We start from the raw sequence: 12286 nt of genomic DNA on the forward strand, positions 1-12286 counted from the left end.
TGATTATATCGAGATGTTCTATAACAGCCGGCGACGCCATGGTTCTAATGAAAAGCTGTCACCGGTAGAGTATGAAAAGCGTCACCAAGAACGGCTAGGAAGTGTCTAGAGAACTGGTGGCGATTCAAAGGTCGCTTCTGAGCTGTGATTCGACGGTTCTTTGAGCGGGTGTGGCCACACTCCCGGCAGATTCAGGCGGTGGCAATGGACATGAGCTTGACCATGGATCTGAGGTCGAGGCTTGCTGCCCCAACGCCCGGGTGGCCTATGGGTTGTTCGATGCGATGGCCAAATTCGGCAGGAGAAATGATAGATCGCGTGCGGGGGGATCAAGGCAATGATTCACTTCGCCAAAAAATGGACACTGTACGCAAAGGGTATCGCCGCTAGTGCCACTCCGCGCTGAATACTTGAGCCGACTCTAGCAGGCTAGAGAGAATGAAGGTTTGGATTAAGGTCATCAAGAGAATGGCTCACGGTTTTCGGGATAACGACTACTTCTTCATGAAGATCAAAGCCGCTTTTCCCGGAATTCCGCGATGAACCAAAAAAAAGCCCCCAATGAAGGGGGCATAAGAGTGCATAGCATTACGGGGAATGCTTTAGAGATTTTTAACTGGCAAGAAGGTGAATGTCAGGTCTACGCCTAGGGGCGGCACCTCCAGTTCCACACCAGCCAAACCTATGCCAAAAAGATCAATGTTGGCCGGTATGATGAGGGGGTCAGGATTGCGGACCTTTAGAATCAGGCGGCCATCGTCAACAAAACGTAACGGCCCTTCCAGGACGACCCCAGTGATCAGTTTGCTGCGGATATCATGTCCGAGCTCAATAATTAGCCGTGGTTCTAGTTCTGGTGCATCTACCATGAGATCAAACGTGGTGCTGAACCAGGGGCCATCAGGGGTTTGGGTGATATACCCCGTGATTGGTTTGTTGTTTTCGTATGCCAGGCGGAGCATCAAAGGGCCTGTGTCTAGTGGTATGGAGATTATTCTCAATGCCCTAGCCTGCAGAAACACGCTCGTGGTGGGGAGAATAGTGGGAAAGACTTTCGCAATCACGGCGCCGGTGACTTCATTTGACGTGCTCGGGTCACCGTCGATGAGACGACGGTTTACGATGGTATCTGGTTCATTCCTGCTTACCCCGGCTTGCAATGCACCTGCGCCCACGAAAGCAAACTTCTTTTCTGGACAATCGTCGCCTATGTCACAGCCAATGTTGGCATTGGTCACAACGCCAGAGAAGTCTTTGAGTTGAAGTTGCAGGTAATTGAATTCCGCAGTCGCTCCACCGTTTCCATCCGGCACCGCGCCTTGCTCGCTGTCATCGAGGCTGAGGTTCGCGTTTACATCTGCTACCGGAAGTGAGCGTAATGATACGCGGGTAATCTGATCCTCTTCCCCTGTTACCACAAAGTGATTGGTCAAGTTGGGGCCGCCTTCTCTCAGGCCAGGTGCGGTAGAGCTGGACTGAGACAGTTGGCGTGTTTGTATCGGGGCTCCATCGTTTGAACAAATGGCGTTGCCCCCACAATTTGGAGACCCGGCCTCAGAGTGAAGGGTATAGCGGTAAAGGTCACCAACTTGCCAAGGGCTTTCAGGATAAAACTCGGTCCGTTGTGCAAATACCTTAAGACGGCCGTTGACGAGCTCCCACGCATTATTGCCAGTGTTAAAACGCTCAACAACAAAGGTGTTCTCGTTGACAGTGGCTATGTCGATGCTGCGGCTGAAAATAGCTCGGAGGCTAAAGTCCTTGAAAAGGTTTGGTACTGGGTAAAGCGGGTCGCTACTTTTGCCGCCCACACATCGACCGTTTCGCCAGTTTTCGCGTGGTCCGGTTAGCACGGCACCGGTCAGCGCACAGGGGTAGCCGGGGAAAACAGCGGAAACAAGAGGTGAACGTAACTCATTTACGTTGCCATTGGGAAGAATGAATTCCGGCAGGCGAATATCGAGTGTTCGATCTTGGTTAAGCGAATTGCCTTGAGTATCTCGAAGCAGGCTGGTCAGGGTTACCTGGATATCTTTGCCATGCTCAAGAATGTCTTCGCTTATCACCACCGTGGCGCCATCATGCCTCATCTCGAATGTTTGAACTACGCCATCGACCCTAACCTGAATGGCACCGTCAAGAAATACCGATGCAGGGTCCAGGGGTTTGTTGAAGTTCAAGATAATTGGATCGCCGGGACGAGCATTGGGCTGGAAGATGCCCGGTACCCAAGAGTGAAGTTGCAGAGGGCGTGCATCGGGAGTGGGTGTAGGTGCCTGGCGCTGGTCTTCGTAGGCCTCCATGCGGAATGAAAGTAAGCCCGATGCCTTTTCCAAGCCTAACACTTCGGGTTCGACTACGCTGACTGCATCCAGTACCAGTACCCCATCTTCAACAACGGCTAGCCCGGCTACCTGTACATTGAGCAGGTTCTGGCTGAGGGCTCCGTTCGGCGCCATTCCTTCTGCGCTCATTGCCGCGTCCATATTAAGCAGGGCATAACGAGGGACTGACGGTGAATCACTGAACGGATTGGGAATCAGGTAACCGTTGGCGTCACTGAGCAGTGTGATGGTAACTTCACCTGTCTCAAGGCCGGAGGGTATTTCGCCCAAAATATTGACATCGACGGGTGAGCCCCGCAGCACAGAACCGGCGGGCACTCGCAATGGCACAGCACCAGGAAAATCTGGTGCAAAGCCTAAATCGGCAGCAAGATCACCACTCAATGCCGTAAAGGACTCGTTGCCCAGCACAAAGGACTGGACGGGGACCTGGTTGATTGGGTTTCCGGTTAATAACGAGGTCAAATCAGGCTGCTCATCACCAAGGCTGCCTACCTTAAGAATGGATGTTGCGCGAGGAAGTGTCGAGACCGGAACAAATGTACGATTGTATTCTGGCAACTCAGCACCGGTTGTTTGGGCGCGCAGTCCAGTAATGGTCAATGTGTGTTCCACCGGTTCCAGATCCTGGGAGGGGTCGAGGCTCAGGTATCGGCCCTGCAAGAATAGGGAGGCAGGCACTAACTGGCCCAGGTTGTCACGCAGCTGGACGGTTCCGTTTTCGCCATAACTTGTGCTGGTAGGGTCAAGTGTCTGGTTGAATGCCATCCTGAAAGTGCTCATGTCGTTGGGGCGACTGGCATCGTCGTTCGATGCGAGCAATTGTGGTTGGTCCAAGGGGGGGGCCGAGAGTAAAGCGAAGGGGCCGACGCCCATGGCTTCCGCTGCGCCAGCTTGACTGCCGGCGGTCTGAAATTGCACGCGGGCCACAGAATTGCCATCAATAGCACCTAAACCATCGCCGCTGACAACCAGCTGATACGTCTCTGCAGGAAGCAGGGGGGACTGAGGATCGAGAATTAGCCCCTTGCCGTTGTCCGTCACCTGGTAGTCAACCGTGACCGTGCTGTCATCAATATCGCTGACCAACTGTAGCCGCGCATCAATGTCATCAATTACCGCTTGATCAAGCGCGGAAGAGAAGCGAAGGACCACGGGTGCGGTCGCCGGCACTTCAGTTTGGTCGGGATAAGGGTAGGAAAAAACTACTGTATCTGGTGTGTTCCATGAATTGGATACATCGCCCTGATCGTCACCGCAGCCAGAGAGCAGGCCTGCGGTGACCAGCGCCACGCTAATAAACAGTCTGGGGACTGTGAATGATTTTTTATTCATTGCTCTTCTCCAAGTATTAATCGCATGCCTGTTGTTAAAATTTTAGCGACAGGGAGGAAGAAAATACGTTTATTTCACCATCGGCTCGCACAGTCTCATTAGGAGCGGGGTTGCTGCTGGAGTTAATGGATGTCAGTTCAAAATCAGCTTCATCCAGCATCTGATACTGGTATGCGAAGGCAAGTTCTAGCGGCATATTCAATACGGGCGCGTTGGCTACACGATAGCTTGCACCTATGCCGAAAACTTTTTTATCGGTGTCCAAGTAATTAACATCTTGGGATCGATTGGACTTTAAGGGGGAGTCCTCCAGCGCTGCGCCGGCAAATAGTTTCATGGATTCTGACCACTGATAACTGACGCCAACACGGGGAATGGTGATGTCGTCAAATGTCAGATTGGCCTGATCTCGGATAGTATCACTGGCGAACTCGCGTTCAAGAGCAGACCATTTATGTTGCTCAATGCCGGCGGTCAGTTCGAATTTGCCTACCGGAAGCAGGAGCGCCGCGCCGAGAACCTCGGGTTGATAGGTGTCGATGGTGCTCAATGCCAGACTCAGCCCTGGTTCAGGTATAACCCCAGGCACGACTACGTTTGCATCGACGGACACCTCGTAGCTGCTTTCATCACGCCAAAATAGCGCAACTTCGAGTTTGTCCATGCCAAAAGGCATGCATTCACTGGAACCGCAAAACATTTCGCCAGACCGAATGTTGATACCTACTGCTGGGGATAATGAGGGGGACGCTTCAAGAGAGAGTTTTTCCGAGTCAGTGTTGCCACCAAGGTCGGAGATCGTTTCCAGTTCTGCTTTAGCTGACAAAGTCAGACGGGCAGAGGCCCCGATGTCCACGCCTCTTATGATATTGCTGACGGCACCACCAAACGCAAGATAAAGTGGTTGCGACTCGTAGCGCAGGAACTGCCCTTCTTCTGAGGTATTGGCCTGGTATGGCAAGAGGTTGGAGGTATATTCATCGGTACCCACGTTAAGCCCGAAATATATAGGTTTTTTTGTGCTGCTGAGGCCAGCTATGCGGCTTTTGAAGCCTATTAATAGTAGCTCAGAGCTGCTGTCGGAGAGGACGTCATTCTCGCGATCAGCAGGCGCTGGGCCTCCCAGTGACTCGGCGCGCAGTTCTTGGTCGCCATGTTGTGCAACGATACTCAGTTCGCCTTCCTCTGAACGAGCCATGGCTGCAGGGTTATAGTAAACCGACCAGCTGTTGGACGTAAAAGGGCTAAATGCGAGGGCTGAGCCCACATTCATCGGGCCAAGTCCGTAGTTGGAGGCTCCGTCGCCAGCACCAGCAATGGTTAAGCTAGGAGAGAGTAGTGCGGTGCCGCAAATAACAGAAATGAGAGGCAACCGTTTTGTTTTTGTTGAAGGCATCATGGGCTCCTTAGGGGGTGTCTTTTGTTGTTTGTTTTGTTTGGCTATACAACCAAACAAATTTGTCAGATTTCTTGTCTTGTGTCTATGCCTGCGCAGCGCCTGTCTTTGCCCTCCCTCATATGGATTATTGACAGATGACTAGAGTGTATGTGGAAGTGCCTAACAGTTACAGTGATAGCGGTCGATTAAATCGTGATTTCTCGACCGGACTAACGTACCCAGCGCCTCATGTCAGTGATGTGGCTTGAGGAATTGGCAAATTAGCGTAGTACAGTTTGCATTAGGATCGCCCCGAAGAATAACGTAGTTATTTTGCCGTGCCCAGTGGCACGCTAGGTTAGATGGGTGTTTTCCGTCAGGGCGCTTTTTGCGGGGGGTCAGGGCATGCGACTAACCTGTTTGCTTTCCACTGTACTGGAAGGGGTGGGACTCGGGTGATCGCCCAGTCGACTGAATCGGTAGTGGTTCATAGGCAAATGTTTGGCCCGCCACAGCATTTCTAAAGAGGTAGACGGGCGCAGCATCGGCGCGTCGCCGTGGTGGTCGAAGTAGTAACTGTTCGACAGTGCACAATTGTGGTTGAGAAACACCGTGTTCTGCTGGCGCTTCTGAATATTGCGGAAATAATCGTCATGCACTGACTGGCGAATTTCCACTTGGGTGGCGCCACGTCGGTTGGCTTCGCGGATGCAACGTGAGAGGTGGATGGCATTACCCTCGACCATCTTGAAATAAGAGGTCCCGATGAGAGCATAAGGCCCGAGCATGATGTAAAAGTTCGGGTAGCCTGGGATGGTCAGGCCTTCGTAGGCTTGGTAGCGATGGTCGTGCCAAAAATCGCCCAAATTAATGCTGTTGCCGCCGATTACGTCGAAAGAGGGGATGTTTCCTTTCTCAAAAGTTTTGTAACCGGTGGCCAGGATCAAGGTGTCGATGCGTCGTGAGCGACCATCACTGGTGGTAATGCCGGTGGAGGTGATGTGTTTAATCGGCGTAGTGACCAGCTCAACGTTGTCCCGGGCGAAGGTGCGGAAATATTCGTTGGAGAAAGTGGGCCTTTTACAGCCGAACCCGTATTTCGGTGTCAGTTTCTCCCACAGGTCCTTGCGGTTGGGCAGTTGTTTTCGCATGTTAGCGATGCCCGCTTTTTCGCACATGCGCACCAACCAAGGGGCTTGGCGGTAATAAATTGTCGAAAGCACCATCAGGGTTTCACTGGCGGTATCGGTGGCGCCGCGCAGGGTGCGTTGCAGGCCCGGTACGGTTCGGAACAGGCTTTTGAGCCAGCCGGGCAGGGTGTGATCCGGCTTTTTTAGGACCCAGATAGGGGTGCGCTGGTAGATATCGAGTTGGCGGGCCTTGACGGCAATTTCCGGAAGCAGTTGTACTGCGGTGGCTCCGGTGCCTATCACGGCAACCCGCTTGTCACTGAGATCCAGGTCGTCCGGCCAGCGGGCAGTGTGAATGACTTCGCCCTGGAACTTCTCTAGCCCCTCAATATCCGGCATTTTGGGTGAGATCAGCCCGCCGCAGGCGGAAACAATATGCCGCGCTCGAAGTTGTCGCCCATCCCCAAGCTCTAGCACCCAGAGATGGTTAGCAAGATCGAAACTGGCGCGGGTGACTTCGACGCCAAAGCGAATAAGGGGGTAGATGCCATACTTGCTTGTTACCTGCCGAGTGTACTGGTAAAGCTCGTTTCCCGGAGCGAATACTCGCGACCAATTTGCGTTCTGTTCGAACGAAAATGAGTAAGTGAAAGAGCTAATGTCGACAGCGATCCCCGGATAACGGTTATCGCGCCATGTTCCACCCACATCCTCACTGCGCTCAAGGATCAGAATGTCCTTGATGCCATCGGCACGTAGCTGGATGGCGGCACCAATGCCGGAAATGCCAGCGCCAATGATGATTACTTCATGATCGGGGCTAATGTTATAGCGAGGATTCTGGGTTGCAAAAGCAGCCATGTTCATGACGATATCTCCGGGGCTGTCGTGTTGCCCTCGTTTGCAGTGTGAAATGGCCCGTCGTGGGCTTCTGTGCTGGCAAGATATTTGCGAAGAAAACGGACGATTGTGGGAAGGTCCTGTTTTGCCTCCGGCAGCAGGAAGGTGAATACGGGCCAGACGTGTGGCATATCTTTGCGTTCCAGAAACTGCACAGGTACGCCGGCTTGTCGGGCGCAGTGAGCGGCTGCATAGGCATCGTCGCGCAGGCACTCTTCGCTGCTCACAGTGAAAAGCAGGGGCGGCAAGCCGGTAAAGTCTTGGGTGATTGGTGAGGCATATGGATGGGCGGGATCAGCGCCTGCCAAATAGACATCGGTTGCAACCTCAATCATGCAGTGAGAGAGCATGGCATCACTGTCGCTATTCGCCTGTCGGGACATCAAGTTGCCTCGGGCATCTGTTCCTGGGGAGATAGCCACGGCACAGGCCGGCATTCTCAGCTTGTGATCTCGGGCGCGTAGTAGCGTGACCAGAGTCAGGTTCCCCCCTGCTGAGTCTCCAGCAATGACTATAGGGCGGGGATCAGCCATTAGTTCACGATAAACATTAAAGGCATCATCCGTCGCTGCCGGGAACGGATGCTCTGGCGCGAGTCTGTAATCTGGAAGAAAAACCCGCGCGTTAAGCGTGCGGGCCAGATGGCCACAAAAGTTGTGATAGGTTTCAAGGCGGCCACCAATAAACGCGCCGCCATGCAGGTAGAGTATGGTTGTTTGTGGGTCGGAGGGGGTGAGCCAGTGGCCTGCGGTTCCGGCAACCTTGCCTCGCTGTAACCGTATTCCGCGTGGTAGTGGTGAGGGCGACAAAGGCGCGTTCATTACTCTGCGCAGGTGCTTTACCAGTTTGTCCGGGTCGCGTATATCGCGCTTGACCCCGGCACGAAGAAGCGACTTCATGAGGTGTGCGGGAATGGAGGCCATATTGAGTTCCTTGAATTTTTCTTTTCCATGAATGCGTTTAATCAGCCAGCATTCGGTAAGCTTCGCCAATGGCGCGGGCGTATAGTCTTGGCGTCAAGCGTTTCAGTCGCCAAGCAATGCGCCCGTCGATCTGTGGCAACATGTACAGATCTCCACGATCCAGGGCGTTGAGGGTCTGGCGAGCAACCTGGTCAGCGTTGGTCAGGGCAAAGCGGGTCATCGCTGAACTGGCAAAGTCACGTCGACGTTCAGGCAGGCGCCCATTCTCGACGATATTGGTCGGAACCACCGTTGGGCACAGGGCGGTGACCTGCACACCGGTTCCGGCCAGCTCGGAAGAAAGCGTTTCCGATAAGGCTAGCACGCCGGCCTTGGTGACATTGTAGGCAGTCATTTCCGGAGCAGATCCGAAGGCGGCCGCGGAGGCCACATTGATGATGCCACCGTAACCGAGGTCGCGCAGGGCCGGGGCAAAAAAATGGCAGCCATGAATGGCGCCCCAGAGATTGACGTTCATGCACCAGTGCCAGTCTTCAAGCGACACTTCACCGATCGGACCGCCGAGACCGACCCCGGCGTTGTTGATCAACAGTGTCACCGGCCTGCCGAGCAGGGACTCGGCATTTTCCGCCAGGGACTCCATCTGCTTTTGATCGCCCACGTCGCACTGTTGCGCGATGGCGTGGTTGCCGAGGGCCCGCAGGTTGCTGGCCACCTGCTCGGCACATTCTGCATTGATATCGACACACAGCACCGAGCCACCGCGGCGGGCCACTTCGTAGGCGAAACTGCGGCCGATGCCACTGCCGGCACCGGTGATGACTGCGGCCGCTTGGGTGGATGGGGGTAACGGTTTCTTTTTCATGCTTCTCCTCATGCGGGCTCAGCCTGTGGTGCAGAAAGTGTTTCCGGTACGTGCTTGGCGCGGTGATCTCGCAGTGCCTGATACGCCTTCTGGGCATCGCCGGTTTTTTCGTAGGCGCGCTTCCAGATACGAATCACATCACGGTTGTCATCGTCCCAAGGATGGAAGGTGGGTGAGAAGTAGGGTGTTACACCACCGAGGACCTTGGAGAGGATGCCGGGCCGCCAGAACAACACCTTGGTCATTTTTGCTGCTGAGCGCAGATTCAGAATCTGGCGATCTTTGTAGAGTAGATAGGTCTGGTTGCCAACCATGAGGGGAAAACCCAGGGCGATGGCTAGTAGCATGCCACTGGCGCGCAACCGGTAGCTGCGAAAGCCGCCGCCACTGGCATCGACGAACACGTCGTAGCTGACACTCTTGTGCTCGGTTTCTTCAACAAAGTGCCAATAGAGCATGGCGCGCAGTTCTGGGTGGGTCTCGTCAAAAAGTTCCGGATGCTCAAGGAGTACCGAGGAGATAATGGCAGTGAAATGCTCGAAAGCGGCAGCGATGGAACTCTGCATGTCGTCACTGAGACGGTGTTGGAGTTGCTTGCGAATCAGTTTGAACACGCCTTCGACTTTGTCGATGGGGACCCCGTGCTGCACCCCGATGGCATTCATTTCATCGTGCTCGCGAGCATGAATGCGCTCTTGACGAATGAATTCCTTGGCGGCATTGAGCACCTCCGGGTCGTCAAGCTTGCTAAGCTGTCGCCTGGCTGAGTTCATGACCCAGCGTTCGCCGTCTGGGACGGCGGCAAGGATGGCGTTCATCCAGTGGGTGGACCAAGGGTCATTACCAAACCAGTGGCGGGCCACGTTTTCGATATTCATGGGAAAGTGAATGTCACGGGTTACAACCTCGTCGTAACCGATCTTGCGATTTGCTAGGGCCATTGGAACGCTCCGATATTGAGTGCATTATCTAGACTTTATTTGTATGACCAACCAAATTCAATATTATGGGTTAAACAGTGTGTTTGTTTCTGTATAACCTAGGTGGGGCGATCTGAGTGCAAGGCTGGGCCGTCTCCAAAAGGAATGCTAGAATCAAAGGCTTACAGCATGGGAGTGGCTTGTGGGAAGAAAAAAAAATCAGGTAACGCCGGTGGCCGAGACGGATCGAGAGTTTGTGCTAGGTGCTGCAGCTCGCCTGTTTCGGCAAAAGGGCTTTGATAAAACTACCGTAAAGGAGATCGCCGAAGCTTGTGGCATGCTGCCTGGTAGCCTGCATTACCGTTATCCCTCTAAAGAGAGCATCCTGGTAGATCTTATGCGGCTGGCACTTGAGCAGGCGTCGGAGTCGTTGTCTGAGGCAATTCGGGGGGAGAGTGAACCCCTTGAGCAGGTACGATTGGGGATCAATGCCCACCTTGAGTTGCTGGTTGGTGGGTCAGATAAGGTCTATGTGTTGCTTTTTGAGTGGCGCTCTTTACATGGTGAGTCACGCCAAGAAATGATTGATCTGCGCGACAGATACGAACTTCTATGGTCTGCTATGCTGCATTCCTTGTCATCTCAAGGCCTTATTCGTGCTGATGTGGATCGTGATCTTCTGCGCCTCATTGGGCTAGGAGCGTTAAACTGGGTGGCAACGTGGTTTAACGAAGGCGGCCGGTATACCGCGAAGGATATCGGAGACTTTGTCTGGACGGTAATAAAAGATGGGGTAATTAAGCGGTAGGTGGGCTTTGGCTTGTGGATTAGGGCCGGTTGGTCGAAGGTTGGTTTGAATACCGCCGCGTACGATCCGATCAACATGCCAATCTTGGGGCAGCTTTTCTCGTAGAGCGGAGGGTGCGTTTTCAGTCGCCTGCGAGGGGCACAGCCCTGGGACGCCGCTAACAGGCTTGTCAACAGCCTGCTAATCAGCACGCTGCCTGTACTGATCAGGCGGCACCCCAAACCAACGCTTGAAAGCTCGTCTAAAGCTTGCAGTGTCGTGATAGTTTAGCAGTGAAGCGATAGCCTCCACGGATAATTGGGTGTCACGCAAGTAGGCGGAAGCCTGGCGGGAAAGAATTTCAGCTCGAACCTTTCGAAAACTACTATTCTCTTCTTTGAGTTTACGCGAGAGAGTGCGCTTGCTGATAAATAAAGCGCCAGCGGCCTCTTCTTCACAGAGTGTTCCGGCAGGATGGGACAGCATCATTTTTTTGAGCAGAGTCTGATAGCCCGGTTCATGGTTTTGCAGTCGAGCAAGCATGGATTCGCATTGCTGAAAAGCGAGGCTATAGTTTTCATTGTTGGCTGAAGCGTTTGGTATCCGGCATAACTGCATCGGGAAAGTGAGTTTTAGCTGATTGCAGCCAAAATGAATCGACCCAGGCAAATAATCTGGGTAGACATCGTGGTACGTGGGGGCTGGATGGCGAAAATAGACCTCGGCTTCATATAAGGGGCGACCCACGATGAACTCGCCCATTTCGAAGAACGCTTTGATAACGGCCTCCGCCAAACATCGCTCAACATCTTCATCTACCACCACTTGGAAGTTAGCCAAGCATACGAGGAGATCATCAACCTGTTGCAAATGTAACTGAATGAAGCTTGCCCGTGTGGGCAGGAAGGTATGAAATGCCTGGAGTGCGGCCAGGAGATCTGGGCTGCTATAGGCGACCAGACCCATTACGCCATGAGTAGCCGGGGTTAGTCGCGAGCCTAGTCGTAATCCGAACTCTGGTTTGCCAGACAATGCCAGAGCGTTGCGTAAAATACGAATCTGTTGGGTCGCAGTGAGTAAGCTGTCTTCTTTCAAAAGCTGTTCAACGTCGAGGCCTGTGCCGCGCAGTAACCTTGGTAGTTGCCGTGCAGCGAGACCCAGTTCACGGGCAATCAATCGTGAATAATTCGACGGAATGTCAGCTTCGGGGGTTTGGGGGCCCTCTTGCTGTGACGTTTTTGGCATAAGCCCTCCCAGGCAATGGTCTCGATTGTCTTGAAATGCCCCTATGCTGTCAAGAAATGTCCTCGCCGGCATGGCTATACAGCGACAAGCTAGGTTTCATACAGACTTTTAGTAGGAGAATGCAGCTGTGGGAAAAATCACCTTCATTGAGAATGATAAAACGGAACATGTAACAGAATTTGAGGCAGGCATTACGTTGATGCAAATCGCCTTAGACAACGCCGTTCCCGGCATTGATGGGGATTGCGGCGGGGAGTGTGCCTGCGGTACCTGCCACCTGATCGTTCCAGACGAATGGTTTGATAAAACTGGACCGATTAATGATGCTGAAGAGCAGATGTTGTCCATGACACCTGAGCGTGCAAAAACCTCTCGGTTGGGTTGTCAGGTTAAGGCCACCGAGGCAATGGACGGAATGGCTGTTCAGTTGCCAGAATTTCAAATGTAAGTGCGGAGAT

10 protein-coding genes are annotated in these 12286 nt (G+C 53.4%); 3 read left to right on the forward strand and 7 right to left on the reverse strand.

The genetic code is table 11. From position 1 onward, the window contains the following. Positions 1 to 109, forward strand: a 109-nt coding sequence (locus tag ABNH10_RS09450) for an IS3 family transposase (RefSeq protein WP_349384931.1), incomplete at its 5' end; no start/stop codon positions are given. A gap of 493 nt (positions 110 to 602) precedes the next feature. Here the strand turns inward: ABNH10_RS09450 and ABNH10_RS09455 are convergent. The 6 genes from ABNH10_RS09455 to ABNH10_RS09480 form a co-directional block, all read right to left on the reverse strand. Further along, the gene (locus tag ABNH10_RS09455; RefSeq protein ID WP_349385713.1) at positions 603 to 3638 is read right to left on the reverse strand and encodes an Ig-like domain-containing domain; all 3036 of its coding nucleotides are present in this window, start codon (positions 3636 to 3638) and stop codon (positions 603 to 605) included. Between the two features lie 76 nt (positions 3639 to 3714). Continuing rightward, a complete protein-coding gene (locus tag ABNH10_RS09460) occupies positions 3715 to 5079 on the reverse strand; it encodes an OmpP1/FadL family transporter (protein WP_349385714.1) in 1365 nt (454 codons plus the stop codon). Between the two features lie 377 nt (positions 5080 to 5456). Then, positions 5457 to 7055, reverse strand: a complete 1599-nt coding sequence (locus ABNH10_RS09465; RefSeq protein ID WP_349385715.1) for a flavin-containing monooxygenase — start codon at positions 7053 to 7055, stop codon at positions 5457 to 5459. Then, on the reverse strand, positions 7052 to 8011 hold the full coding sequence (locus tag ABNH10_RS09470) for an alpha/beta hydrolase (protein ID WP_349385716.1): 960 nt from the start codon (positions 8009 to 8011) through the stop codon (positions 7052 to 7054). Before ABNH10_RS09470 ends, ABNH10_RS09465 begins: the two co-directional genes overlap by 4 nt. Positions 8012 to 8048: 37 nt before the next feature. Further along, positions 8049 to 8888 carry an SDR family NAD(P)-dependent oxidoreductase gene (locus ABNH10_RS09475; RefSeq protein ID WP_349385717.1) on the reverse strand — a complete coding sequence of 280 codons (840 nt, stop codon included), beginning with the start codon at positions 8886 to 8888 and terminating at the stop codon, positions 8049 to 8051. Continuing rightward, complete coding sequence (locus ABNH10_RS09480) at positions 8885 to 9817, reverse strand: metal-dependent hydrolase (RefSeq protein ID WP_349385718.1); 933 nt, start codon at positions 9815 to 9817, stop codon at positions 8885 to 8887. The genes ABNH10_RS09475 and ABNH10_RS09480 overlap by 4 nt, the downstream gene beginning before the upstream one ends. 181 nt (positions 9818 to 9998) lie before the next feature. On the opposite strand from ABNH10_RS09480, the gene ABNH10_RS09485 reads away from it, so the two are divergent. Continuing rightward, the gene (locus ABNH10_RS09485) at positions 9999 to 10604 is read left to right on the forward strand and encodes a TetR/AcrR family transcriptional regulator (RefSeq protein WP_349385719.1); all 606 of its coding nucleotides are present in this window, start codon (positions 9999 to 10001) and stop codon (positions 10602 to 10604) included. Between the two features lie 180 nt (positions 10605 to 10784). Here the strand turns inward: ABNH10_RS09485 and cypR are convergent, their stop codons facing one another. Next, positions 10785 to 11900, reverse strand: coding sequence for a transcriptional regulator CypR (cypR, locus tag ABNH10_RS09490; protein ID WP_502877127.1), 1116 nt, complete (start codon positions 11898 to 11900; stop codon positions 10785 to 10787). A gap of 55 nt (positions 11901 to 11955) precedes the next feature. On the opposite strand from cypR, the gene ABNH10_RS09495 reads away from it, so the two are divergent. Continuing rightward, the gene (locus ABNH10_RS09495; protein ID WP_349385721.1) at positions 11956 to 12276 is read left to right on the forward strand and encodes a 2Fe-2S iron-sulfur cluster-binding protein; all 321 of its coding nucleotides are present in this window, start codon (positions 11956 to 11958) and stop codon (positions 12274 to 12276) included. Positions 12277 to 12286: the final 10 nt, after the last annotated feature.

Source organism: Alcanivorax sp. (assembly GCF_040119285.1).
Taxonomy (GTDB): domain Bacteria; phylum Pseudomonadota; class Gammaproteobacteria; order Pseudomonadales; family Alcanivoracaceae; genus Alcanivorax.